The following is a 25,113-nucleotide window of genomic DNA, read 5'->3' on the forward strand; positions in this document are numbered from 1 at the left end:
TGCTGGATTGGACTTACCTGACCTTACTCGATCGGCCTTACTTGACGTTGACCAGTTCCACATCGAAGATCAGGTCGGCGTCGGGCGGGATCATGCCGCCGGCGCCACGCGGGCCGTAGCCGAGCGCGCTCGGGATGACCAGGGTGCGCTTGCCGCCCACCTTCATGCCCGCCACGCCCTGCTCCCAGCCCTTGATGACGCGGCCTGCGCCCAGCTGGAACTCGAGCGGTTCGCCGCGGTCGAGCGAGGAATCGAATTTCTTGCCGCGCTGCTTGGGCGCGAGCGGCTTGTGCAACCAGCCGGTGTAGTGCACGAACACGGTATTGCCGGGCGTGGCTTCGCGACCCTTGCCGACCACGCGGTCGATGATCTCGACCTGGGGCGCGGGCGCGACCTGCACGCCAGGCGCGGCCTGGGGCGCGGCCTGCGGCTGGGTGGCCTGGGGCACGTTCTGCTGTTCGGGCGCGGGCTGGCTGGTGGGCTTGGATGCGTCCTGCTGCTGGGCGGCGATGTCCTGCGCGGTGGCGCTGGCCAGCGCGCAGGACAGCGGTGCGGCGGCCAGCACCAGGGCGGCGAATGCGGTACGACGGATCATGTGGTTTCTTCCATCAAGGTGATCAAATAACTGATCCTATGATAGCAAGGCCGCTTCCGCTTGCACAGTTTGCAGATGAGCAACAGGCTCGGCCGCGACCACCCTGGCCCTGGCCTCGGCGTCGGCCGCATCGGCCAGCTTGCGCAGCAGGTGGCCGGCCGCGACCATGCCGAAGGTGGCGGTGACCACCATGCTCGAGCCGAAGCCCGCGCAGTTCAGGCCGGTGATGCTGGCCGGCTCCACGGCGCAAGCGTCGCCCGCGTCCGGATAGCGCAGCGGTTCCATCGAGAACACGGCGTCGATGTGGTACTTGTTTTTCTCGCCCTTGGCGAAGCCATACTGGGCGCGCAGGATCTTGCGCACTTTTTTCAGCAGCGGCTCCTGTTCGGTACGGGCCAGGTCGCGCACCTCGATCTTCGTCGGATCGGTCTGGCCGCCGGCGCCGCCGATCACCACCAGCGGCAGCTTGCTGGCGCTGCAATAAGCGATCAGCGCCGCCTTCGACTTGACGCCGTCGATGGCATCGACCACATAGTCGAAACCTTTACCGGCGATCATGCTCTCGAGATTCTCCGGGTCGATGAAATCCTCGACCAGGTTGACGCGGCAGAACGGGTTGATCAGCGCAATGCGCTCCTTCAGCGCAGCGATCTTCGGCATGCCGATGGTCGAGCTGAGCGCCTGCAGCTGGCGGTTGATGTTCGATTCGGCCACGTTGTCGAGGTCGATCAGGGTGAGCTGGCCAACGGCGCTGCGCGCCAGGGCCTCGACGATCCAGGAGCCGACGCCGCCGACGCCGATGACGCAAACGTGCGCCGCACGGAAGCGTTCGAGCGCACGCTCGCCGTAGAGGCGCGCGATCCCGCCGAAGCGGCGCGCGAAGTCGACTTCGTCGTCCAGGGTGCTGGCAAAGGATGGGGTATCGTTCAGGTTCATCCCGCCATTTTAGCGGACGATCGTTTCGCAACTGCACTAAAATAGCTTCTCGTCAATCAAATTCCACTCGCGTGCCCAACAAACGCCAATGACCTCACTTCTTCCCGACCCCGCCCCCGATTTCGGCCAGCCGATCGCCGTCCTCAAGCATTGCCACGGACGCATCCGCAAGCAACTGGCCACGCTCGACAAGCTGCTCGCCCACCTGCCGGAATTCGGCGCCGACGCGCAGGCACGCCAGGCGGCAGCCGCGGTCCTGAAGTATTTCGAGGGAGCGGCCCACCTGCACCACGAGGACGAGGAACAGGACCTGATTCCCATGCTGCGCGCCCTGGCCCAGGGCGAGGACGCGGCCACGCTGCAGGCGCTGGCGCCGGTGATCCTGCAGGACCACAAGGACATGGACGCGCTGTGGCAGGACCTGCACGAACAGCTGACGGCGATTGCCGAGGGCACGGCGGCGACGCTGTCGGCCAGCGCCGTGCAGCGCTTCATCCAGCGCTATGCGGCGCACATGGAGCGCGAGGAAAGCACGCTGGCGCCGATGGCCCTGCGCCTGTTCGGCCCGGAACAGATGGCACAGATGGGCGCGGCCATGCAGCGCCGGCGCGGGATCGGCGCCACCACCACCACCGTGGCTGCGCCCGCGATCGGGCAGGCCGTGGCCGACCTGCGCAAGGACTATGGCCAGGCCAGCCTGAACGAAACCGACGCGATGGACGACCCGATGCTCCAGTTCACGCAATGGTTCGAGCAGGCCCTGAAGGCCGAGGTGAACGAACCGAATGCGATGTCGGTGGCCACCGTGGGCGCCAATGGCCGCCCCAGCTCGCGCATCGTGCTGGTCAAGCAGTTCGACGAGCGCGGCTTCACCTGGTACACCAACTACGACAGCCGCAAGGGCCACGAGCTGGACGACAGGCCGTATGCCGCACTGTTGTTTTTCTGGAGCGAACTTGAACGGCAAGTTCGCATCGAAGGACGTGTGGAGCGCACGTCGAGCGAGGAAAGCGACCGCTATTTCCGCAGCCGGCCGCTGAAGAGCCGGCTGTCGGCCATCGCCTCGCAGCAAAGCGCTCCGATCGGCAGCCGCGCCGAACTGGAACAGCATTACGAGGACGTCGCGCGGCAGGCCGGAGAAGATCCGGCGCGGCCGGGCAACTGGGGCGGCTTCCGCCTCGTGCCCGACCGCCTGGAGTTCTGGCAGGGGCGCCGCTCCCGCTTCCACGACCGCATCGTCTACGAGCGGCAGGAAGACGGCAGCTGGACGCGCCTGCGCCTGCAACCCTGACGCCGGCGCCGCGCAGCCCCACCAGGCGCGCGGCACGCCGGCCCTTGACGCCGGAGGTGAACGTGTTCGAGCAGATGGTGCTGTCGGCCTGGAGCGCAGGATTGCGCGGGATGCCGTCCCTGCCCTTGCGGGTGGAGCTGTGGGATGGCCGCAAACTGGAATTCTCGGCGGAGCCGCCGCGGGTCACCATCCGCGTTCCGGGGCGCTCGGCCCTGCGCTACCTGCGCTCTCCTTCCTTGTACAACCTGGGGCGCGCCTACGTCGAAGGCGACATCGACATCAAGGGCCGCGCCGCCGACATCATCAGCATCGGCAACACGCTGGCGGCGAGCCTGGACAAGGGCTCCAGCCGCCTGGGCGAGATGCTGCGCCGCGCCACCCCGCACACGCGCGAGAGCGACGCGCAGGCAATCCGCTACCACTACGACGTCTCCAACGACTTCTATGCCGCCTGGCTCGACCCGGGCATGGTGTATTCCTGCGCCTACTTCGAGGACGGCACCGAGGACCTGGCCACGGCCCAGCAGCAGAAGATCGACCACATCCTGCGCAAGATCGACCTGCGGCCGGGCCAGACCCTGCTCGACATCGGTTGCGGCTGGGGCGCGCTGGTGCTGCGCGCGGCCCGGCACTTCGGCGCGCGCTGCGTCGGCATCACCCTGTCGGAAAACCAGGCCGCGCTGGCGCGCGAACGGGTCGCGCGGGCCGGCCTGCAGGAGCAGATCGAGATCCGCCTGCAGGACTACCGCGACCTCGAGGGGCAGTTCGAGCGCATCACCAGCGTCGGCATGTTCGAGCACGTCGGCGTGCAGCACCTGCCGGCATATTTTTCACGCGTGAACCGGCTGCTGGCACCGGGCGGCATCGTGATGAACCACGGCATCACGACCACCAACGTGGACAACCGCGCCACGCCCTACGGCGGCGGCGAATTCATCGACCGCTATGTGTTCCCGCACGGCGAGCTGGCCCACCTGTCCACCGTGGTGCGCGCCATGCAGGAAGGGGGGCTGGAAGTGCGCGACGTGGAAAACCTGCGCCGCCATTACGCCAGGACCTGTGCGATCTGGACCGAGAACTTCGAAAGCCAGGCCGCGCACATCCGCACGCTGACGGACGAGAAGCGCTTCCGCATCTGGCACGTGTACCTGGCCGGCTGCGCCTATGCGTTCGCACACGGGCGGATCAGCCTGTACCAGATCGTGTGCGGGAAGGCTGACGAAGACGTGGAGCAGCTGCCTTGGTCGCGCAGCTACATGTATCCGTGAGGCGCGCGCTTGCGCAACACGCTACTTCAGGCGCTCGCTGAAGGTCTTGCGGAACTTGGCCACCTTGGGCGCGACCACGAAGGCGCAGTAGCCCTGCAGGGGATGCTGCGCGAAATAATTCTGGTGGTAGTCCTCGGCCTTGTACCAGGTTTCCTGCGGCAGCAGCTGGGTCACGATGGGCGCGTCCCATACCGCCGCCATCTCGGTTATCACCTTGCGCGCGGTTGCCTCCTGTTCCGGCGAAGTAGTGAAGATCACCGAACGGTACTGCGGCCCGACGTCGTTGCCCTGGCGATCCGGCGTGGTCGGGTCGTGGATCGTGAAGAAGACCTCGAGGATGTCGCGATAGCTGATCACGGCGGGATCGAACTCCACCCGCACCACTTCGGCGTGGCCGGTGGTGCCGGAGCATACCTGTTCATAGCTGGGATCGGCCACGTGTCCGCCCATGTAGCCCGATTCGACACGCGTCACGCCGCGCGCCTCCAGGTAGACCGCCTCCAGGCACCAGAAGCACCCGCCACCCAGGATCGCGATCTCGGTTGCTGATTGCTCGCTCATCGCACACCTTGCTATCGTCAGTTTTGATAGTTCTTAATGTAACGCAAAGCAGGCTTTCGTGCAGGCGCGCAGGAGGCGAACCCGGTCAAGGTCCCGACAGTGGCATAATGGCGGTCCAATGAATACACGTGCTCCCCGCGCCACGACGCGCGGTTTCGATTCGGCGCATTTCCGCCACGCGCTGTCGCAGTTCGCCACCGGTGTCACCGTCATCACCACGCGCCTTGCCGACGGTTCCTATCGCGGGCTGACGGCCAGCTCCTTTAATTCGGTCTCGCTCGAGCCTCCGCTCGTCCTGTGGAGCCTGGGCGCCGGGGCCAACAGCCTGCCCATCTTCAGCGGCAATTCCCACTATGTGATCAATGTGCTGGGCGCCGGCCAGGAAGAGCTCGCGCTGCGCTTCTCGCGCCGCAACGACAATCCCTTCGAAGGCGTCGACTACGCACTGTCGCGCACCGGCCAGCCGATCCTGAAAGGCGTCGCGGCCTGGTTCGAATGCCACAACCGCAGCCGCTATCCGGAAGGCGACCACGTCATCTTCGTGGGCGAGGTCGAGCAGTGCGCGGTGCATCCGCAACCGGCGCTGCTGTTCCATGGCGGACGGTTCGGCCAGACCGGCTAGGCGCGCCTGCGTAGCTGGGCCAGGGCACAACGCGTGGGCAAGGGACTTGCCCACGCTACGGTATGTTGCTTGACTGCGCCAAAATGAAAATGCCTGTCGCAGATTCAAAAGATGCCGCGCCGCCGCATTCCTATAATGGTCAGGCTATGGCGTCGCCCAGGGACGGGTGCGCGCCTCTTGTGAGAAAACCATCGAGACAGGAAGATCCATGAGCCATTCCGATTCGCCCCGTAAAGCCGCCTTCCACTGGGACGACCCGCTGCTGCTGGACCAGCAGCTCACCGACGAAGAACGCATGGTGCGCGACGCCGCCGCCAGCTATTGCCAGGACAAGCTCAAGCCGCGCATCCTCGAAGCCTTCCGCCACGAGCGCATGGACACCTCGATCTTCCGCGAGATGGGCGAACTCGGCCTGCTCGGCCCGACCATTCCGGAACAGTATGGCGGCCCGGGCCTGAACTACGTCGCCTATGGCCTGATCGCGCGCGAAGTCGAGCGCGTCGATTCCGGCTACCGCTCGATGATGAGCGTGCAGTCCTCGCTGGTGATGGTGCCGATTTATGAATTCGGCAATGAAGAGACCAGGCAGAAATACCTGCCGAAACTGGCCACCGGCGAATGGATCGGCTGCTTCGGCCTGACCGAGCCGAACCACGGCTCCGACCCGGGCTCGATGGTCACCCGCGCGCGCAAGGTCGAGGGCGGCTATTCGCTCACCGGCAGCAAGATGTGGATCACCAATTCACCGGTCGCCGACGTGTTCGTGGTCTGGGCCAAGGACGACGAAGGCGCGATCCGCGGCTTCGTGCTAGAAAAGGGCTGGAAGGGCTTGAGCGCCCCGGCGATCCACGGAAAGTTCGGCCTGCGCGCCTCGGTCACCGGCGAGATCGTCATGGACGAGGTGTTCTGCCCGGAAGAGAATGCCTTCCCCGACGTGCGCGGCCTGAAGGGTCCGTTCACCTGCCTGAACTCGGCGCGCTACGGCATCGCCTGGGGCGCGCTGGGCGCGGCCGAAGACTGCTGGCACACCGCGCGCCAGTACGTGCTGGACCGCAAGCAGTTCGGCAAGCCGCTCGCGGCCAACCAGCTGGTGCAGAAGAAGCTGGCCGACATGCAGACCGAGATCACGCTCGGCCTGCAGGGCTGCCTGCGCCTGGGCCGCATGAAGGACGAAGGCACGGCCGCGGTCGAGATCACCTCGATCATGAAGCGCAATTCCTGCGGCAAGTCGCTCGAGATCGCGCGCACGGCGCGTGACATGCTGGGCGGTAACGGTATTTCGGACGAGTTCGGCATCGTGCGCCACATGGTCAACCTCGAGGTCGTCAACACCTACGAAGGCACGCACGACATCCACGCGCTGATCCTGGGCCGCGCCCAGACCGGCATCGCGGCGTTCTGATGCGGTGCCCGTACCGGTCGCGGTACGGGCTTTCTGCCTGGGGAGCTGTTCGGGCGTTCCAATCCCGGCTTTGTCGAATGGCTGCCGCAGGCGGACGCTGAACCGCTGCTGTCGGACTTGTTCCGCGAGCCGGTCACTGAAGAGGTGCTGCTCATCCGTAGCATGGGCGGCTATGCCGCCCACGCGGTCAAATCACAGTACTGTGGCCCCGTGCGACTGTTCGTATCACAACGATCACCGCGTCGGCGGCGACGCCGCCCACCCTACGATAATCCTTACCTGAGTGGTATTGGGGCTGATGCCGGTGTTTCCGCCCATACCACAATCTTTTCTGATTTCAATCGAGCGACGTCAATACACATCGTTTTTGCGTTACGATAAGTGATAACTTCGCACGAAGGTCTTCGGCTCCCATACCATGTCGAGAGGTCCGCTGAGAGTTCCTGACGGAACGCACCCGTACGACAGCACGTACGCGCATGTCGCCGACGCGCATGTCGCCAACGCGCACGTCGCCGACGCGCAGACGCTGTCGCTCGAACTGCTCCTCCAGAACCTGCCTGGCGCCGCCTACCGCTGCCGCAATGACGACCAGTGGGTACTGGAATTCGTCAGCGCCGGCATCGAGCGCCTTACCGGCTATCCCGCCTCCGCGTTCATGGCGCAGCATGGCATTCCTTTCGCCGACCTGATCCTGCCGGAAGACCGGGCCGGGGTCCGGCGCCGCGTCGCCCAGGCGCTTGCCAGGGGGAAATCTTTCCAGATGACCTATCGCATCCGCTGTGCCGACGGCAGCCTGAAATGGGTCTTCGAGCAGGGCTCCGCGCTACCGCAGGCCAAGGGCCGGATCCTGGAAGGCTTCCTGTTCGACTACACCCCCCTGCACGACGCCACCCTGCTGGTGCGCGAACAGGCTTCCTACCTGCAGCAGGCACGCGACGCCATCATCGCGATCGAGATGGATTCCCGCATCAGCTACTGGAACAATGGTGCCGAACGCCTGTACGGCTGGAGCGCGGCCGAGGTGCGCGGCAAGAGGTTTTCCGACCTCCTGTGCGGCGATCCGCCAGCCTACCAGGCCGCCTGGGAGAGCACGCTGGCGAATGGCGAGTGGAGCGGCGAACTGTCGCACCTGCGCCGCGACGGGGTCTGCGTCGAGACCGACACCCGCTGGACCCTGCTGGCCGCCGACCGCGAAACGGACACGCCGCGCAAGATCCTCGTGATCGGCACCGACATCAGCGAGCGCAAGCACAACGAAGCCAAGATCTACCGTCTCGCCTTCTTCGATGCCCTGACCGACCTGCCGAACCGCGCCAGCCTGCTCGACCACCTGCGCCGCGCCCTGCTGGGCAGCGCGCGCAGCCGCAAGTGCGGCGCCCTGATGTTCTGCGACCTCGACAACTTCAAGTACCTGAACGACTCGCAGGGCCATGCCGCCGGAGACATGCTGCTGCAGGCGGTGGCGCGCCGCCTCGAGCACTGCGTGCGCGAAGCGGACATGGTGGCGCGCCTGGGCGGCGACGAGTTCGTGATCCTGATCCAGCCGGTGGAGGACACGCGCGAAGGCGCGGCGGCCCAGGCCGAGACGGTGGCCGCCAAGGTGGTGGCGGCAATGGCCGCGCCCTTTCAGCTGGCCGAGGTGATGTACACGGTCTCGGTCAGCGTCGGCGTGACCACGCTGTGCGGCACGGTGGATACAGTCGAATCGACGCTGCGCCAGGCGGACGCCGCCATGTACCAGGCCAAGGCCTGCGGACGCAACACCTACCGCTTCCACGATCCTGCGGTGCAGGCCGCGTGGACCGCGCGCGCCGAGCTGGAAGGGGCGATGCGGCGCGCGCTGCGCCACGGCGAGTTCGTCCTGCATTACCAGCCGCAGCTGGACCGCAGCAGCCGCGTGATCGGCGCCGAAGCCCTGCTGCGCTGGCGCCTGCCGGACGGGCGCCTGCTGTATCCGGCGGAATTCATCGGAGCCGCCGAAGAGAGCGGCCTGATCATCGAGATCGGGCGCTGGGTGCTGCGCACCGCCTGCGCCGAACTGGCGCACTGGCAGCGCCATCCCGACATGGCCGGGCTGACGCTGTCGGTCAATGTCAGCGCCAACCAGTTCACGGAAGCGGATTTCGTGCCGATGCTGCAGGGGATCTTCGAAGAGACCGGCGTGCAGCCGGCCAGCCTGAAGCTCGAGCTGACCGAGAGCCTGGTGGTGAGCGACTTCACCCAGACCGCGCGCACCATGGCCCTGCTCAAGCAGCGCGGCATCAGCTTCTCGCTGGACGACTTCGGCACCGGCTATTCGTCGCTGGCCTACCTGCGCAAGCTGCCGCTGGACCAGCTCAAGATCGACCAGTCCTTCATGCGCGACGTGCTCACCGACCAGAACGACGCATCGATCGTGCGCTCGATCATCGCGCTGGGCGACAGCCTTGGCCTGCAGGTGATCGCGGAAGGGGTCGAGACGCCGGGCCAGCGCCAGTTCCTGTCGGACGCCGGCTGCTTCATCTACCAGGGATTCCTGTACCAGCACGCGCTCAGCGCCGAACACTTCACGCAGTACGCGCGCAGCGCGCACTAGGCCCGGCGCAGCCTGGCAGCCTGCTCCGGCGCCAGCGCCAGCGGCATGCCGCGCGCCCAGCGGTTGGACGACAGCGAAAACGCCAGCGCGCGCACCTGGTGGAACCAGCCGGCCGGCACGTACAGCATGTCGCCCGGTTCGACGACGCAGGATACCGTGGCCGCCTGGCGCGCCAGCGGATAGGCGTCGAAATCGGGCGCCTCGGGGTCGAAGGGAGAACCGAACAGCACCGGGTTCGCTTCGCGCGCATACAGGCAGGTGTCGTGGTGCGGCGGCGCCAGGAAGATGCGCTTGCGGCCCCAGACCTGGGCGAAGATGTTGTCGTCGAAGTCGCAGTGCAGCGGCGTCATCGTGCCAACCGGGCCCAGCCAGAAGCGGGGCGGCCCCATCTTGCGGAAGTAGGCGGGCCAGTGGCACAGGCGGTTCAGCTCGCGCAGCTCCATGTTGCCGACGTAGGGCGGCGGCTCGCCGGTGCCGTGGATGCGGCCGGGTTCCAGATCCAGATAGTCGCGCAGCAGCATGTCGCGCATCGGGCGGTCGGCCCGGAACGGCTGGCGGATGTAGTCGCCGACCCGGGCGCGCACCGGCAGGTCGCCGTGGCGTTCGCGCAGCGCCTCCGGACCGAGGCCATACAGCGGCCAGCGCTCGACCAGGCCGCGCATGATGAAGGGCTGGCCGAGCGCGGCGCGCGCGGCGAAATCCCGCGCATCCAGCCGCTTCAGGCGAGCAATCTCGCGCAGCGGCGGCAGGCTGCGCGCCTGCGCCTTGACCGCCTCGCGCATCGCCGCGATCGAGACCACGCCGCGCACCGCCGCGTCGCGCGCTTCCTGCGCCAGCTTCCTCGCCGCCTGCTCTTCCAGCGTCGCCGCCGGCACCGGCAAGGGCGGAAGCCCTCCCTTTGATTCCCTGTCCCTGCCCTGCATCCTGTCCAGCACTCCATATGATCAGCGCGCACAGGGTAGCGTGCGGCGCGTGAAAAGTCGAATCGGGCGGCGCTTGACGCTGCCACCGCCGCTTGCCATCATGCCCGCCGATGACAACCGCACATGGGCTACCGATGCCGGACGAGCAAGGAATCAGTATCAGCGACGCCGAGTCGCAGGTGATGGAAGTGCTGTGGCGCGCGCCCGCCGCGGTGGTGGCCGAGCAGGTCGTGGTCGCACTGTACGAAACCCGTCACTGGCAGAGCGCCACGGTCGGGACCCTGCTCGACCGCCTGCACAGGAAAGGCGCCATCGCCGTGCAGCAGGATGGGCGGCGCTGCCTGTACCGCCCCGTCCTGGCGCGCGAGACCTGGCTGGCGGCCGAAAGCGACAGGCTGGTGCAGCGCCTGTTCGGTGGACGCATCGCGCCGCTGGTGGCGCATTTCGGGCGCCGCAACAGACTGTCGCAGGGCGACCTGCGCGAACTGCGGCGGCTACTCGAGGAGTTCGATGGCGGACCGTGAATCCCGGCACAACGCTGCGCCCTCAGAGTTGATGCAAATCATACAAAGCAAATATGGCCTAGAATCACCTGTTGCCAATTAGCGACTTACCAACAACCAACTCAGGAATCCGCCCGTGCTCGACCTGCTTAACGCCATCCCGCGCAGCCTGATCCTTCCGCCCGCCAGCCTGTTCCTGCTGATCCTGGTGGGATTGGCGCTGTGGCGGCGCCGGCCGCGCACCGGACGCATCCTGGCCGGCACCGGCGTGGTCCTGCTGGCCCTGCTGTCGATGACGGCGGTGGCGGACCTGTTCCTGACGCCGCTGGAGCGCATGACGGCGCCCTTGCCGGCGCCGGAGCGCGCCGGCGCCGGGGCGATCGTGGTGCTGGCCGCCGGGCGCCTGCGCGATGCGCCGGAATACGGCGGACGCGACATTCCCGACTACATCGCCCTGGCGCGCCTGCGCTATGCGGCCCATTTGCAGCGCCGCACCGGCTTGCCGATCCTGGTGAGCGGAGGCAGCGCCGGCCCCCCGGCGCCCGCCGACCGGCCGTATACGCTGGCCGATGCCATGGCAAGCGCGCTGCGCGAGGATTTCGGCGTGCCGGTCAGGTGGACCGAAGCGCGTTCGCGCGATACCGCCGAGAACGCGGCCTATAGCGCCGCCCTGCTGCGGGCGGACGGGGTGCGGCGGGTCTTGCTGGTGACCGATGCCATGCACATGGCGCGTTCGCGCGCCGCCTTCGAGCGCGCCGGACTCGAGGTGGTCGATGCACCAACCATGTTCTTCAGCGGACAGGCGCGCAGCCTGCATGCCTGGGTGCCAAGCGCAGAGGGACTGCGGCGCTCCTGGTACGCGCTCTACGAACTGATCGGCATCTTGTGGTACCAGGCCCGCAAAGGCGGCCAGGCCTGAGTGCACCTCGATCGTTAGCGTGGAAAAAGACGATCCAGAACGCGGCGCCAGAGGCCAAAAATGAATCATTTCACGGCGTTCTGTATTTACGAAAACTGAGATTGTTTCGTGATGCCGGAGGATGGCCTCTTGTATCGGGCAGAGACCGCTCTAGACTGAAGCATCCGCCTGCTCCGCGCAGCGCGGCATCCCAACGGTCGACACCGCGCCACCCGGCGCGACGCCTGTTCCGAAGGCCTATTGTCGCTTCGTGAAGGAACCATCATGCGTCCTCTCGTCCTCCTGATCCCCGCCTCGCTGCTGCTCGCCGCCGGAGCCGGTGCCCAGAACATGCCCTATCCACCAGCCGATACCGCCCCCATCACCTCGTCCGTGCAGGTGACGGCACCCTCCTTTTCAGCACCGATCAAGCCCCAGCAAGCGCGCAAGATTTCCGGCGCGTACGACATGTCGAACGGCTGGTACATGCGTGTATGGATCGCCCGCCGCTTCATCGAGACGGTCATCGACGACCAGCCACCGCTGCGCCTGGTCCAGGTAGCGCCCTACCGCTTCGTCTCGGGCGACGGCAACGTGACCATGCAGTTCAACCTCGGCGAAACCGGCGACGACATGCAAATGAGCTACGCGCCGGACCGGCGCTTTGCCGAACGCATCGTGATCTCGTCGCGCCTGGCGCAGCGCTGAGCGCGCAATGCCAGCTTGCATCCCGTGTCAGCGCCACGCGCGCTGCGCGGGACCCGACACCGCATCTGGTCGCACAGGGCAGGAGCCTGGCAGCCAAGAAAATGGCCCGCACGCGGCGGGCCTTCCGACAGGGCGTGGTCCCGCTTAGAACTTGTAGCCGACCGCCAGCACCACGGCCACCGGATCCAGCTTCATGTGCTGGGTCTGGCCGGTCGAGAACTGCACGTCGGTGCGCAGCTTGCTCTTGTTGACGGTAACGTCGGCGAACCACTTCTCGTTGAAGTTCATCGCCAGGCCGATCTGGCCGGTGTAGGTGAACTTGTTGTCGATGCTGAAGGTGGTCGGCACGCCGCTGCCCGGATTGGTGATGGCCGTCATCTTGGCCGAGCCGCGTTCCTTCATGAAGTAGGCGTAGGTGGCGCCGATGCCCACGAAAGGACGGAACAGCGCGTTCGGCGCGCCGAAGCGGTACTGCACGAACAGGGTCGGCGGCAGGGCCTGCACGGTGCCAAGCTCGCCGGTACCGGCGATCGCGCCGGCGCCGTAGATCTTGTGCTTGTACGGCGTGCCGAGCGCGGCTTCGAGCGAGACGTTGTCGGTCAGGCCGTAGGCGAAGATCAGCACCGGCTGGGTGTCCTTGCCGACGTCGGCCTTGGAACCCGGCAGGGCCGGCGCGCTGATGTCGCCGCTCTCGACCTTCGGGGTCAGCTGGTTGGCGCCGATCTTGGCGGTGAGCTGGCCGGCCGACTGGGCCGATGCGGTCGAAGCGCAGGCCAGCGCGGCGGCCACGCCCAGCGCCTTGCACAGGCTATTGAAACGAACTTTCATGTTTTCTCCTGATGTTTTTGTAGAGGCCTGCCCTCGCGGCAGGCCTCGCTGCTCTGTTACAGCCAGCCCTTGACCGCCATCTCCTTGAGGACGAGGCGTGCGATCAGGTTGTTCTCGAACGGCGTCGGATGGATGTCGTCGGCGAACATGTAGTGGCTGACGTCGCCGGCCACCGTGTTGGCGTTGGTGCAGATCAGGGACGTGCTTCCCAGTGCGTTCGGGCCGCAGGCCGGGCTGCTGGTATTGGTCAGGCCGTAAGGCGCCGGATTCTTCACCTGGTCGTTGCTGATGGTGTACAGGTCGACGTACAGGATGCGCTCGTCGGTGCCCAGGCCGCCCTTCAGCTGGGTATTGAAGGCGTTCACCATGGCGGTGATCAGCTGCTGGATGTCGGCGCTGCGCGACTTGCCGGCCGGGGTGCTGGCAACGTCAGGCAGGTTGGCCACGATGACGTACTTGGCGCCCTTGCCCAGGATCTCGTTCTTTACCAGCGCGGCCATTTGCGCGCCAGCCGTGCCCAGGTCCTGGACCAGCTTCGGACCGTTGGCTGCCGCATAGTCGGCACCGGCCTTGGCGCCGGCGGCAGTAGCGTCGGCCTGGGCCTTGGCGACCATCGGGCCATACACCGCAGGCTGCGCCACGGCGGCGTTGCCCGGCTGGCGCGCGGCGGTGCCGACAGCGGCGGCGACGATGGTTTCCGAGGTACTGCCCGGACGTGCGCTCTCGGCCATGATGGCCGCGCCGATCGCCTGCGCGGCGGTCTGCGGATTGGTGGCGCCGGCGGCCAGCTGGGCCGTGAGCGAGGTCGCGAAGGCTTGCGCGCCGGCGGCATTGCCGGCAGCCGTGGCCTGCGCCGACAGGGTGCTCAGCGCCATCAGCACGTCGTTACCGCCCGACAGGATGGTGACCAGCTCGGTGCCGCTGAACTTGTTGCCGGTACGGGACAGGTGGTTGGCGACCTGGGTCACCAGCGGCACCGTCATTTCGCCGATCGGCGAGCCGGTGGCCTTGTTGCCCGGGCCGATCGGGTTGGTGACGCGCGAGCCACCCTGGGCGTAGTTGAAGCAGTTCAGGTTGTTCGTGACAGGTACCGAGAAGCCACGCGCAGGGTCGCCTTCGAGGCCGGTCTGGGCCGCGCATGGCGCCGGCAGTTTCAGCTCGGCGGCCAGGAATTCGACCCAGATCTTGCCGTTCAGTTCGGGGTTCTTGGCGGTGCCATCACCGTTGATGGTGAACTTGCCGCCGCCGGCCTGCTTGACCGCGCCCACGGCATAGGTACCAACGTCCGACAGGCTGTCGCCAAACGAGACCTGCTGGGTGAAGCTGAGTTTTTGCGTTTGGTCGCCGCCACCTGGGCTGGTGCCACCGCATGCCGCCAGCACTGCCGCCGTCAACAGGGCGAGCGCGAGTTTGGTTTGACGCATTCTGTCTCCTAAGTTTTTTGGTTTGCCACGAAACGAACGAGCGTGCTATTCGTACCGATAATAATATGCCAGTGTTCAACTTGCTTGTATAGCGAAATGCTTGCCGATATGTCAGTTTTTCGTGACAACAGGCAAACACAACGGGGAGGCGATTATAGCCCTGCTGCCGAGGCAGCACGAAATGGTTTGTGAACGGTGTGGTATCGAAGAACCCCTGTGAATACAGGGGTTCTGGCCGATCGGCGGTTCAGGCAGGCTTGCCTGGCGCGCTGCTGTTGAGCAGGCCGTGGACGATGCCAGTCGAGCCGTGGGCGGCGCGGCGCAGGCGGTCGTTGACCCCCAGCCAGGCACCTTCCTGCGGCGGCGCTTCGACCAGGATCAGGTCGGCGCCCTGGCCATCCATCGCGCGCAGCGCGGCGTACAGGGCATGCGCGAAGCCGTCCGGGGTGGCCGGCAGGCACAGGGCCGCATGCGCGGGCGGCATCGCCGAATAATGGATCAGCGCGACCTTGCGGCCGGCCGCCGCCAGCTCAGCCAGCGTCAGGCGCAGCTGGGCACTGTCCTGCATCGCTACCGGCGTATGCGGCGCGTAGTGCGAGTCGAGCGTGCCGGAAGCGCGTGGCGCGGCAGCATCGGGGGCACTCGGCAGCTGGTCGATCACCGCGGCGATCGCCTCGGCGCTGATGTGGCCGGGGCGCAGCAGCACCGGACCATGGGTGGCCAGGCGCGACAGGTCGACGATGGTCGATTCGATGCCGACCTGCGAAGCGCCGCCATCGAGCACCATGGCCACCGTGCCGTCCGGTCCGAACTCGTCGCGCACGTGCTGGGCCAGGGTCGGGCTGACCGCGCCGAACTTGTTGGCGGAAGGAGCGGCCACGCCGCCGCGGCCGCCCTTGAAGGCGCGCAGCAGCGCCAACGCCACCGGGTGTGCGGGACAGCGCAGGCCGACCGTGTCCTGGCCGCCGCTGACGGCGTCCGGGATATTGGCGGCGCGTTTCAGGATCAGGGTCAGCGGGCCGGGCCAGAAGGCGTCGGCCAGCGCACGGGCTTGCTGCGGAATGTCGGCCGCCCAGTAGTCGAGCGGCGCTTCCGGCGCCAGGTGCACGATCACCGGATGGTCCTGCGGGCGGCCCTTGGCGGCGTAGATGGCGGCTACCGCGGCCGGGTTCTCGGCGTCGGCGCCCAGGCCGTACACGGTTTCGGTCGGGAAGGCGACCAGCGCGCCGGCTTCCAGCGCGCGCGCCGCGGCCGCGATGGCGGCCTGGTCGAGGTCCTGGTGGTCCATCGTCACTCCGGGATGCCCAGAATCGCGCAGGCCGCGCGCAGGCTGGCCCGGGCCTGGTCGAGGGTCGGCGCGACGAAGGTCACGTGGCCCATCTTGCGCCCGCGGCGCGGATCGTCCTTGCCGTACAGGTGCAGGTTCGCACCCGGCAGGGCCAGGATGCGGTCCCAGGCCGGCTCGCGCAGGGTATCGCCATCGCCCTCGAACCAGGCATCGCCCAGGATGTTGAGCATCACGGCGGGCGAATGCTGGCGCACTTCGCCCAGCGGCAGGCGCGCCATCGCCCGTACCTGCTGCGCGAACTGGCTGGTGACGCAGGCGTCGATGGTGTAGTGGCCGCTGTTGTGCGGACGCGGCGCCATCTCGTTGACGACCAGCGTGCCGTCTTCCAGCACGAAGAACTCGATGCACAGCACGCCCACGTAGCCCAGCTGGGCGACGATGGCGGTGGCCGCGTCCTGGGCCTGTTTCGCGCAGGCGGCCGACACATTCGGTCCCGGCACGGTGGTGGTAAACAGGATGCCGTCGCGGTGCACGTTCTCGGCGATCGGATAGACCACCGACTGGCCGTCGGCGCCGCGCGCGGTGAGCACCGAGACCTCGTAGGCCAGCGGCAGCATCTTCTCCAGCAGGCAGGCCACGCCGCCCATGCTGTCGAACGCCGCGCGCACGTCCTCGCGCGTACGCACCCGCACCTGGCCCTTGCCGTCATACCCCATGCGCACGGTTTTCAGGATACCCGGCAGCAGTGCGTCATCGATGGCGTCGATGTCGGCGTACGAGGCGATGGTCTTGTGCGGCGCCGGCATCACGGAGGAAGCTGGCGCGCAGTCGACGAAGAAGCGCTTTTCCGCGATGCGGTCCTGGGCGATCGACACGCAGGACGCGCTTGGCGCGACGAAGCTGCGCTCGCCGAGCCAGGCCATGCTGTCGGCCGGGACGTTCTCGAATTCGGTGGTGATGGCCACGCACTGGCGTGCCAGTTCGGCCAGGCCATCGGGATCGGTATAGGATGTGGCGATCAGGTGTTCGGCCACCTGCCCTGCCGGGCTGACCCGGCTGGGTTCGAGCACGGCCACCTGGTAGCCCATGGCCTGGGCCGCATGCGCGAACATGCGGCCGAGCTGGCCGCCGCCCATCACGCCGAGGACGGCGGCAGGCGTGGCGGTCGGGAGAAATGCCTCAGTCATGCGTCACACCGGAAGGGTCATGGCCTGGGCGGCCGCGGTCTGTTCGAGGCGGAAGGCCTGCAGCTTCCCGGCCAGCGCATCGTCGGTGGCAGCCAGGATCGCCACCGCGGTCAGGGCCGCGTTGGCGGCGCCCGCTTCGCCGATGGCGAAGGTGGACACCGGCACGCCCTTCGGCATCTGCACGATCGACAGCAGCGAATCCTCGCCGCGCAGGTATTTCGAGGGCACCGGCACGCCCAGCACCGGCACGATGGTCTTGGCGGCCACCATGCCCGGCAGGTGGGCAGCGCCCCCGGCGCCGGCGATGATGGCGCGCAGGCCGCGCGCGCGCGCGCTTTCCGCGTAGCTGAACATCTCGTCCGGCATGCGGTGCGCCGAGATCACCTGCGCCTCGAAGGGCACGCCGAACTGCTTCAGCACGTCCACGGCGTTCTTCATCACGTCCCAGTCGGACGAGGAACCCATGATGACGCCGACAACCGGTTTTGCTTGATCCGTCATCGTCACGCCTTCAGCTTTTCGCCGGTAAGGCGCTCGATGGCTTCGAAATACTTGGCCTGGGTTTTCTCGATGACGTCCTGCGGCAGCGTCGGGGCCGGGGCGGTCTTGCCCCAGTCGGTCAGGGTTTCGAGGTAGTCGCGCACGAACTGCTTGTCGAAACTGGGCGGCGACATGCCCGGCGCGTACGAGTCGGCCGGCCAGAAGCGCGAGGAATCGGCGGTCAGCACTTCATCCATCAGGTGCAGCACGCCATGGTCGTCCAGGCCGAACTCGAACTTGGTGTCGGCGATGATGATGCCCTTCGTCGCCGCGTATTCGGCGGCGGTGGTGTAGAGCTGGATGCTGATGTCGCGCATCTTGGCGGCCAGTTCCTTGCCGATGCGGTTTTCCATCTCTTCGAACGAGATGTTCTCGTCGTGTTCACCGAGGTCGGCCTTGGCGGCCGGAGTGAACAGCGGCTGCGGCAGCTTGTCGGCCTGGCGCAGGCCTTCCGGCAGTTGGATGCCGCAGACGGCGCCGCTTTCCTGATAGTCCTTCCAGCCCGAACCAGAGATGTACCCACGCACGACGGCTTCGACCAGGATCGGCTTGAGGCGCTTGGCCACGACGGCGCGCCCGCGCACCTGCTCCACCTCATCCGGGGCCACCACGCTTTCCGGCGCCACGCCGGTGAGGTGGTTCGGCACGATGTGGCCGAGCTTCTCGAACCAGAAGTCGCTCATCTGGTTCAGCACCATGCCCTTGCCGGGAATCGGCTCGTTCATGACCACGTCGAAGGCAGACAGGCGGTCGGTGGTGACGATCAGGATCTTGTCGTCGCCGACGGCATAGTTGTCGCGCACCTTGCCGTGGCCGAGCAATGGCAGGGACTGGATGGTGGATTTGTAGAGGCTGTTCATAGAAGGGATATCAGGAAACAGAGCCGGAGAAGGCCTCCGGTGAGGGCGCCCAGGCCGGGGATGGCCTGGGCCGAATGCGACATTTTACGTCAATTCGCATGGCGCCACCGCGGCTGGGGCGGCGGCGCCATGCGGATGCGAGGCTTACTGCACGATCTGGGCCAGCTCGCCGGCCTTGTAGCGCTCGGCCATCTTTTCCAGCGGCACCGGCTTGATCTTCGCTGCCATGCCTTCGCAACCGAAGGACAGGTAGCGCGCCTTGCACACTTCCATCGCGGCTTCGCGCGCCGGCTTCAGGTAGTCGCGCGGGTCGAACTTCGACGGGTTCTGGAACATGTACTTGCGGATCGCGGCGGTCATGGCCAGGCGGATGTCGGTGTCGATGTTGATCTTGCGGACACCGTGCTTGATGCCTTCCTGGATCTCTTCGACCGGCACGCCATAGGTCTCTTTCATGTCGCCGCCGAATTCGCGGATGATGGCCAGCAGTTCCTGCGGCACCGACGAGGAACCGTGCATCACCAGGTGGGTGTTCGGGATGCGGGCGTGGATTTCCTTGATGCGGTCGATCGCCAGGATGTCGCCGGTCGGCTTGCGGGTGAATTTATAGGCGCCGTGCGAGGTGCCGATGGCGATCGCCAGCGCGTCGCACTGGGTTTTCGCCACGAAGTCGGCGGCCTGGGCCACGTCGGTGAGCAGCTGCTCGCGGGTCATGGTGCCGTCGGCGCCGTGGCCGTCTTCCTTGTCGCCCTTCATGGTTTCCAGCGAACCGAGCACGCCCAGTTCCGCTTCCACCGTCACGCCGATCGAGTGCGCGAACTTCACGACTTCCTTCGACACTTCGACGTTGTATTCATAGGAAGCGACCGACTTGCCGTCGGCTTCCAGCGAACCGTCCATCATCACCGAGCTGAAACCCGAACGGATCGCGGCCATGCAGACCGCCGGCGACTGGCCATGGTCCTGGTGCATGACGACCGGGATGTGCGGATAGGCTTCGACGGCGGCGTCGATCAGGTGGCGGAGAAAAGCTTCGCCTGCATATTTGCGGGCGCCGGCCGAGGCCTGCATGATCACCGGCGCGCCCACCGCGTCGGCGGCGGCCATGATGGCCTGCACCTGTTCCAGGTTATTGACGTTGAATGCCGGCAGGCCATAACCGTGTTCAGCGGCATGGTCCAGCAGTTGGCGCAGCGATACGAGTGCCATGGTGGTTTACTCCAAACAATTAAGAAACTATTTCGTCCAGCTCGCCCACGCGCACGATCTTGAGCGCATTGGTTCCGCCGGCCTGCCCCATCGGCGAGCCCCAGGTCACGACGATCAGGTCGCCCTTGCGCACCATGCCTTCGTTGATCAGGACCTCTTCGGCCTTGCGCAGCACGGCGTGGCTGCCGCCTTCCTGCAGCAGGTGGAAGGCCCGCACGTTACGGTACAGCGAAGCCTTGCGCTGCGTCGTCTGCAGCGGGGTCAGGGCGAAGATCGGGGTGTCGATCGAGTGCCGGCTCATCCACAGCGCGGTCGAGCCCGATTCGGTCAGGGCCACGATCGCCTTGACCTTCAGGTGGTGGGCCGTGAACAGGGTGGCATTCGCGATCGACTGGTCGATGCGGGTGAACTGGACGTTCAGGAAATCGGCGTCCTGCTTGTTGTATTCGGACTGTTCCGCTTCGAGGCAGATGGCGGCCATCATCTCGACCGTCTCCACCGGGTACTTGCCCGATGCGGTCTCGGCCGAGGTCATCACGGCGTCGGTGCCGTCCAGCACGGCGTTCGCCACGTCCGAGACTTCGGCGCGGGTCGGCACGGCGTTGACGATCATCGACTCCATCATCTGGGTCGCGGTGATGGCCAGCTTGTTCGAGGCGCGCGCCATCCTGATCATGCGCTTTTGCAGCGCCGGCACGGCGGCGTTGCCCACCTCGACGGCCAGGTCGCCACGCGCGACCATGATGCCGTCGGAGGCGTCCAGGATTTCCTGCAACACGGGAATCGCTTCGGCGCGCTCGATCTTGGCGATCATCATCGGCTTGTGGCCATAGGGCTCGCCGGCGATGTTGGCCAGCTGGCGCGCCATTTCCATGTCGGTGGCGTTCTTCGGGAAGGAGATGGCGAGATAGTCGGCCTGGAAGCTCATCGCCGTCTTGATGTCTTCCATGTCCTTCGAGGTCAGGGCCGGCGCGGTCAGGCCGCCGCCCTGGCGGTTGATGCCCTTGTTGTTGGACAGCTCGCCGCCCACCTTCACGGTGGTGAAGATCTCGTGGCCCACGACCTTGTCGACGACCAGCACGATCAGGCCGTCGTTCAGCAGCAGCCTGTCGCCCGGCTTGACGTCGCGCGGCAGGGCCTTGTAGTCGAGGCCGACGCGTTCCTGGTTGCCCAGTTCGCCGTTGTCGCCCCACTTGGCGTCCAGGATGAACTTGTCGCCATTGTTCAGGAAGATCTTGCCCGCTTCAAACTTACCGACGCGGATCTTCGGCCCCTGCATGTCGGCCATGATCGCCACTTCGACGCCGCATTCGGCGGCCGCGCGGCGCACCAGGGCGGCGCGGTCGATGTGGTCCTGCGCCTTGCCGTGCGAGAAGTTCAGGCGCACGACGTCGACGCCGGCACGGATCATCTTCACGAGGATGTCGAAATCGGTCGATGCCGGGCCGATGGTGGCGACGATCTTGGTGGCGTTGTACATGGGGCGCACAGCTTGCATGTGTGTGAATCCTTGGTTCTGAAAGAGAAGCGCAGCCTTCGAGGCTGCGCTGGTACCGTTGCTACTCAGTGTGCGTTACGCTGGAGCAGGATCTCGACTGCCGGCAGGGTCTTGCCTTCGAGGAACTCGAGGAAAGCGCCGCCGCCGGTCGAGATATAGCCGATCCGGTCGCCGATGTCATACTTGGCGATGGCGGCCAGGGTGTCGCCGCCGCCGGCGACCGAGAAGCCATTCGAGCCGGCAATCGCCAGCGCCAGGGTCTTGGTGCCCTCGGCAAACTGGTCGAACTCGAACACGCCCACCGGGCCGTTCCAGACAATGGTGCCGGCCTTGGCCACCTGCTCGGCCAGCATGGTGGCGGTCTTCGGGCCGATGTCGAGGATCATGTCATCGTCCGCCACGTCGGCCACATCCTTCACCGTGGCGGCAGCGGTCGGGCTGAATTCCTTGGCGCAGACCACGTCGACCGGAATCGGCACCTGGGCGCCGCGCGCAGCCATCATGTCGATGATCTGTTTTGCTTCGCCAACCAGGTCGTTCTCGACCAGCGACTTGCCGATATTCAGGCCGACGGCCTTCATGAAGGTGTTGGCGATGCCGCCGCCGACGATCAGCTTGTCCACCTTGCCCGCCAGGCTCTGCAGGATGGTCAGCTTGCTCGACACTTTCGAGCCGGCCACGATGGCCAGCAGCGGACGGGTCGGCTGTCCCAGGGCCTTGCCCAGCGCATCGAGTTCGGCCGCCAGCAGCGGGCCGGCCACGGCCACGGGTGCGAACTTGGCGATGCCGTGGGTGGTGGCTTCGGCGCGGTGCGCGGTGCCGAAGGCGTCGTTGACGTAGACGTCGCACAGCCTGGCCATTTTTTCGGCCAGTTCGTCGCTGTTTTTCTTTTCACCCTTGTTGACGCGGCAGTTTTCCAGCAGCACCACGTGACCAGGCGCGACATCCACGCCGTCGACCCAGTTCTGCTTCAGCTCGACCGGCTGGCCGAGCAGCTCGGACAGGCGCGCGGCGACTGGCGCCAGGCTGTCCTCCGGCTTGAACTCGCCCTCGGCAGGCCGGCCCAGGTGCGAGGTGACCATCACGGCGGCGCCGGCCTTCAGGGCGGCCTGGATCGCCGGCACGGAGGCGCGGATGCGGGTGTCTTCGGTGATATTGCCGGCATCATCCTGCGGCACGTTCAGGTCGGCGCGGATGAAGACGCGCTTGTTCTTCAGCGCGTCGCGGTCGATCAGGTCTTGCAAACGGGTGAAACGGAGAACGTCGTCCATTGGCTAGAACAGTGGATAGTGAAAAAACGTCATTGTACATGAGGGAACCTCAAAATTCCCTTGTTGGCGGCTGTCGTGGCGCCATGCGTGGCGCATGAGCAGCGGCGCCATCGGCGCCCGCCAGGCCCCTGCCAGCGAAGACGCCGCCGGATGCGGACAGCCTACAAAGCCGGGCCGGCGATGTCCAGCACGCGCAGCAGCGTAAATACCACCATTCCGAAAATGATCGTCATCAGCATGCTGCGCCGCCATAGATAAAAGACGAGCGCGGCCAGGGCGGCCAGCAGCTTCGGATTGGCCAAAGTAAACTGCGCCTCGCCCTGGGTATCGACCAGCAGGTCGGGGCCGATGATGGCCGCCAGCGCGCAGGCCGGCGCATAGCGCAGCATCTCCTGCACCCGGGGCGGGATGCTCACGCGGTGGCCGATCAGCCAGAAGGAGCTGCGGGTGGCCGCGGTGGCGACGCACAGCACGCCGATGGTGGCCCAGATTTCCCAGTCAGACATCGCCGCCCTTTCGCCTGGCGAGGGTCTCCTCGACCACCATCGCCGTGACCATGCCGACCAGCACTGCCAGCAACAGGCCGAGCTTGTAAGGCAGGCCGTAGGCCAGCACCGAGACCGCGCCCGCCACCAGCACCCCGCACAGGGCGGCGTTGTTGATAATCAGGGGCACGGTGATGCACAGGATGGCCAGGGTGCCGGCAAAGCCCAGCCCCCATTCGGCGGGAATCGCGCTGCCCAGAAAGATGCCGACCAGCGAACCGATCTGCCAGGCGAACCAGTTCGGGTACATCAGCCCTTTTAGATAAGACAGCTTGCCGGCGACCCGTTCCGCGGTTGGATAGCGCTGCAGGAACATCGCCACGGTCAGGTCCCCGGAGACATAGCCGAGCAGGAAGCGCTGGCGCCAATGCAGGTGCGCGAAGTGCGGCCCCAGCAGGGCGGAAAAAATCACGAAGCGCAGGTTCACGACCAGCGCGGTGGCGAAAATGACCCAGATCGGCGCCGCGGCAACGATGAGCGGCAGCGACGCGAGCTGGGCGGAACCGGCAAACACGAGCAGGGTCATGCCCACCGCCTGCACCGCGCTCAAGCCACTCTTGACCATGGCGATGCCGACCACCAGCCCCCATGCGCCGATGCCGAACAGGGTCGGCAGGCCAGTCTTGAAGCCCGCGCGCCAGGCTTGCGGGTCGTGGGCCTCCCCGGCTTCCATGAGGGCGGCCGAGGGCTGGCCCGGAGGCAGGGGCTTGTTCATGTGGCTTTCCTGCAACGGCCGATGCGGGCGGGTGCGGCGACGGAGGTGAAACGGTCGGGCATGAAACGCATGTGGGTGTGGCGCCGGGCTGGCACAACATGCGCTCCGGGCTCGTTTATGATCAATTTCTAACTCAGCATGCATTTTACCGATCATTTCGGCATGCAGGGTGAATCCGGTAGAATCCTGTCTTTGCCTGACACTATTTGTCCAACAATTCGCTTGACGGAGAACCAGATGACCCAAAACACGATGCCCGTGGTGGAACTCGAGGCCAAAGACCTGCCGGCCCATTGCCCGAACCCGGCAATGCCGCTGTGGTCCTCGCACCCGCGCGTGTTCCTCGACTTCGACCACCACGGCGATGCCAAGTGCCCGTACTGCGGCACCCAGTACCGCCTGGCGCCGGGCGTCGAGCTCAAGCACCACTGACCGGCACGGGCGCGGCCTCCGGGACCGCGCCTGGATCTTCCCCTGCTTCCGTGCAATACCGTGCGCCCGCGTGGCTGCCTGGCGGCCACCTCCAGACCATCTATCCGGCCACCTGCAGGCCGAAGCCGCCCGTGCGCTACCGGCGCGAGCGCTGGACCTGCGCCGATGGCGACTTCATCGATGTCGATCTCGTCGACGGCCAGCCGGGCAAACCGCTGGTGGTGCTGTTCCACGGACTGGAAGGCTCTTCCGATAGCCATTACGCACGCAGCCTGATGGCGGCCCTGCACGCACGCGGCTGGTCGGGCGCGGTGCCGCATTTCCGCGGCTGCTCGGGCGAAGCCAACCTGCTGCCGCGCTTCTACCATTCCGGCGATGCGCAGGAAATCGACTGGATCGTGCGCCGCCTGCATGCACGCGCCACCGGGCCGCTGTACGCCGCCGGCGTCTCGCTGGGCGGCAATGCGCTGCTGCGCTGGCTGGGCGAATCGGGCCAGGGCGCCGGCATCGTGGATGCCGCCTGCGCCATCTCGGCCCCGCTCGACCTGGCGCGCGGCGGCGCGGCGCTGTCCTCCGGCTTCAACCTGCTCTACACCCGCATGTTCCTGCAGACCCTGAAGCCGAAATGCCTGGCCAAGCTGGAGCGCTATCCCGGCCTGTTCGACCGCGCCGCCCTGCTCGCGGCGCGCGACCTGTACGCGTTCGACAACGTGGTCACGGCGCCGCTGCACGGCTACCGCGACACCGACGACTACTGGCACCGCGCCAGCGCGCGCCACGTGCTGGACGCGATCCGCGTGCCGACCCTGGTACTGAATGCCCGCAACGATCCCTTCCTGCCGGGGCGCTACCTGCCGTCCACGGCGGCGCCGGCGGTGACGCTGGACTATCCCGCGGAAGGCGGCCACGTCGGCTTCACGGTGGGACCGCTGCCGGGACGGATCGACTGGCTGCCGCAACGCATCCTGCACTTCTTCGACGGTGCGCCAGCGATGCGCGCGCCCGCGTCCCCCGAACCATGCGAAGCTTGA

Annotated in this window: 25 protein-coding genes; 10 read left to right on the forward strand and 15 right to left on the reverse strand. The window is 66.6% G+C overall.

Features of this window, described 5'->3' with window-relative positions; all coding sequences use genetic code 11:
* Positions 1-37: 37 nt before the first annotated feature.
* Positions 38-595: an FKBP-type peptidyl-prolyl cis-trans isomerase gene (locus tag LCI23_RS12130; protein ID WP_224946720.1), complete on the reverse strand. Its 558-nt coding sequence runs from the start codon at positions 593-595 to the stop codon at positions 38-40.
* A gap of 36 nt (positions 596-631) precedes the next feature.
* Positions 632-1,531: a tRNA cyclic N6-threonylcarbamoyladenosine(37) synthase TcdA gene (gene tcdA, locus LCI23_RS12135; protein WP_224946721.1), complete on the reverse strand. Its 900-nt coding sequence runs from the start codon at positions 1,529-1,531 to the stop codon at positions 632-634.
* Positions 1,532-1,619: 88 nt separating this feature from the next.
* Here tcdA and pdxH point away from each other — a divergent pair, with 88 nt between their 5' ends.
* On the forward strand, positions 1,620-2,822 hold the full coding sequence (gene pdxH, locus LCI23_RS12140; protein WP_224946722.1) for a pyridoxamine 5'-phosphate oxidase: 1,203 nt from the start codon (positions 1,620-1,622) through the stop codon (positions 2,820-2,822).
* A 62-nt stretch (positions 2,823-2,884) separates the two neighbouring features.
* Positions 2,885-4,090, forward strand: a complete 1,206-nt coding sequence (locus tag LCI23_RS12145) for a cyclopropane-fatty-acyl-phospholipid synthase family protein (protein ID WP_224946723.1) — start codon at positions 2,885-2,887, stop codon at positions 4,088-4,090.
* Between the two features lie 21 nt (positions 4,091-4,111).
* Here the strand turns inward: LCI23_RS12145 and msrA are convergent, their stop codons facing one another.
* Entirely contained in the window at positions 4,112-4,651 is a 540-nt protein-coding gene (gene msrA / locus LCI23_RS12150) for a peptide-methionine (S)-S-oxide reductase MsrA (protein ID WP_224946724.1), read from the reverse strand.
* A gap of 118 nt (positions 4,652-4,769) precedes the next feature.
* On the opposite strand from msrA, the gene LCI23_RS12155 reads away from it, so the two are divergent.
* From LCI23_RS12155 to LCI23_RS12165, 3 genes are all read left to right on the forward strand, one after another.
* Positions 4,770-5,273, forward strand: coding sequence for a flavin reductase family protein (locus LCI23_RS12155; protein ID WP_224946725.1), 504 nt, complete (start codon positions 4,770-4,772; stop codon positions 5,271-5,273).
* Positions 5,274-5,481: 208 nt separating this feature from the next.
* Positions 5,482-6,675, forward strand: a complete 1,194-nt coding sequence (locus LCI23_RS12160; protein WP_224946726.1) for an acyl-CoA dehydrogenase — start codon at positions 5,482-5,484, stop codon at positions 6,673-6,675.
* A gap of 418 nt (positions 6,676-7,093) precedes the next feature.
* Positions 7,094-9,253 (forward strand): bifunctional diguanylate cyclase/phosphodiesterase, encoded by a 2,160-nt coding sequence (locus LCI23_RS12165; protein WP_224946727.1) that lies wholly within the window; start codon positions 7,094-7,096, stop codon positions 9,251-9,253.
* On the opposite strand, the gene LCI23_RS12170 is transcribed toward LCI23_RS12165, so the two are convergent.
* A complete protein-coding gene (locus LCI23_RS12170) occupies positions 9,250-10,176 on the reverse strand; it encodes a cupin-like domain-containing protein (protein WP_224946728.1) in 927 nt (308 codons plus the stop codon). The two genes, LCI23_RS12165 and LCI23_RS12170, sit on opposite strands and share 4 nt — an antisense overlap.
* Before the next feature lie 110 nt (positions 10,177-10,286).
* Here LCI23_RS12170 and LCI23_RS12175 point away from each other — a divergent pair, with 110 nt between their 5' ends.
* The 3 genes from LCI23_RS12175 to LCI23_RS12185 all read left to right on the forward strand — a co-directional run bounded on the left by LCI23_RS12175 (position 10,287) and on the right by LCI23_RS12185 (position 12,285).
* Positions 10,287-10,700 (forward strand): BlaI/MecI/CopY family transcriptional regulator, encoded by a 414-nt coding sequence (locus LCI23_RS12175; protein ID WP_224946729.1) that lies wholly within the window; start codon positions 10,287-10,289, stop codon positions 10,698-10,700.
* Between the two features lie 115 nt (positions 10,701-10,815).
* Positions 10,816-11,598 (forward strand): YdcF family protein, encoded by a 783-nt coding sequence (locus LCI23_RS12180; protein ID WP_224946730.1) that lies wholly within the window; start codon positions 10,816-10,818, stop codon positions 11,596-11,598.
* A gap of 264 nt (positions 11,599-11,862) precedes the next feature.
* Positions 11,863-12,285: a hypothetical protein gene (locus tag LCI23_RS12185; RefSeq protein ID WP_224946731.1), complete on the forward strand. Its 423-nt coding sequence runs from the start codon at positions 11,863-11,865 to the stop codon at positions 12,283-12,285.
* 144 nt (positions 12,286-12,429) lie between these two features.
* On the opposite strand, the gene LCI23_RS12190 is transcribed toward LCI23_RS12185, so the two are convergent.
* From LCI23_RS12190 to LCI23_RS12240, 11 genes are all read right to left on the reverse strand, one after another.
* Positions 12,430-13,113, reverse strand: coding sequence for an OmpW family protein (locus LCI23_RS12190; protein WP_224946732.1), 684 nt, complete (start codon positions 13,111-13,113; stop codon positions 12,430-12,432).
* A gap of 56 nt (positions 13,114-13,169) precedes the next feature.
* Positions 13,170-14,537: an SGNH/GDSL hydrolase family protein gene (locus tag LCI23_RS12195; protein ID WP_224946733.1), complete on the reverse strand. Its 1,368-nt coding sequence runs from the start codon at positions 14,535-14,537 to the stop codon at positions 13,170-13,172.
* Positions 14,538-14,784: 247 nt separating this feature from the next.
* Positions 14,785-15,825, reverse strand: a complete 1,041-nt coding sequence (locus LCI23_RS12200) for an L-threonylcarbamoyladenylate synthase (RefSeq protein ID WP_224946734.1) — start codon at positions 15,823-15,825, stop codon at positions 14,785-14,787.
* A gap of 2 nt (positions 15,826-15,827) precedes the next feature.
* On the reverse strand, positions 15,828-17,012 hold the full coding sequence (locus LCI23_RS12205; RefSeq protein WP_224946735.1) for a 5-(carboxyamino)imidazole ribonucleotide synthase: 1,185 nt from the start codon (positions 17,010-17,012) through the stop codon (positions 15,828-15,830).
* A gap of 3 nt (positions 17,013-17,015) precedes the next feature.
* Positions 17,016-17,513 carry a 5-(carboxyamino)imidazole ribonucleotide mutase gene (purE, locus tag LCI23_RS12210; protein ID WP_224946736.1) on the reverse strand — a complete coding sequence of 166 codons (498 nt, stop codon included), beginning with the start codon at positions 17,511-17,513 and terminating at the stop codon, positions 17,016-17,018.
* Positions 17,514-17,515: 2 nt separating this feature from the next.
* Positions 17,516-18,412 (reverse strand): phosphoribosylaminoimidazolesuccinocarboxamide synthase, encoded by an 897-nt coding sequence (locus tag LCI23_RS12215; RefSeq protein WP_224946737.1) that lies wholly within the window; start codon positions 18,410-18,412, stop codon positions 17,516-17,518.
* 144 nt (positions 18,413-18,556) lie between these two features.
* The gene (gene fba, locus LCI23_RS12220; RefSeq protein WP_224946738.1) at positions 18,557-19,621 is read right to left on the reverse strand and encodes a class II fructose-bisphosphate aldolase; all 1,065 of its coding nucleotides are present in this window, start codon (positions 19,619-19,621) and stop codon (positions 18,557-18,559) included.
* Positions 19,622-19,640: 19 nt separating this feature from the next.
* Positions 19,641-21,101: a pyruvate kinase gene (pyk, locus tag LCI23_RS12225; RefSeq protein ID WP_224946756.1), complete on the reverse strand. Its 1,461-nt coding sequence runs from the start codon at positions 21,099-21,101 to the stop codon at positions 19,641-19,643.
* Positions 21,102-21,184: 83 nt separating this feature from the next.
* On the reverse strand, positions 21,185-22,390 hold the full coding sequence (locus LCI23_RS12230) for a phosphoglycerate kinase (protein WP_224946739.1): 1,206 nt from the start codon (positions 22,388-22,390) through the stop codon (positions 21,185-21,187).
* Positions 22,391-22,551: 161 nt separating this feature from the next.
* Positions 22,552-22,896 carry an AzlD domain-containing protein gene (locus LCI23_RS12235; protein WP_224946740.1) on the reverse strand — a complete coding sequence of 115 codons (345 nt, stop codon included), beginning with the start codon at positions 22,894-22,896 and terminating at the stop codon, positions 22,552-22,554.
* Complete coding sequence (locus LCI23_RS12240) at positions 22,889-23,650, reverse strand: AzlC family ABC transporter permease (protein WP_224946741.1); 762 nt, start codon at positions 23,648-23,650, stop codon at positions 22,889-22,891. Before LCI23_RS12240 ends, LCI23_RS12235 begins: the two co-directional genes overlap by 8 nt.
* A 237-nt stretch (positions 23,651-23,887) precedes the next feature.
* Between LCI23_RS12240 and LCI23_RS12245 the strand changes: the two genes are divergently transcribed.
* Positions 23,888-24,082 (forward strand): zinc-finger domain-containing protein, encoded by a 195-nt coding sequence (locus LCI23_RS12245; RefSeq protein WP_159700734.1) that lies wholly within the window; start codon positions 23,888-23,890, stop codon positions 24,080-24,082.
* Between the two features lie 50 nt (positions 24,083-24,132).
* Entirely contained in the window at positions 24,133-25,113 is a 981-nt protein-coding gene (locus tag LCI23_RS12250; RefSeq protein ID WP_224946742.1) for an alpha/beta fold hydrolase, read from the forward strand.

Source organism: Massilia sp. MS-15 (genome assembly GCF_020176695.1).
GTDB classification, from domain to species: Bacteria; Pseudomonadota; Gammaproteobacteria; order Burkholderiales; family Burkholderiaceae_D; genus Telluria; species Telluria hydrophila.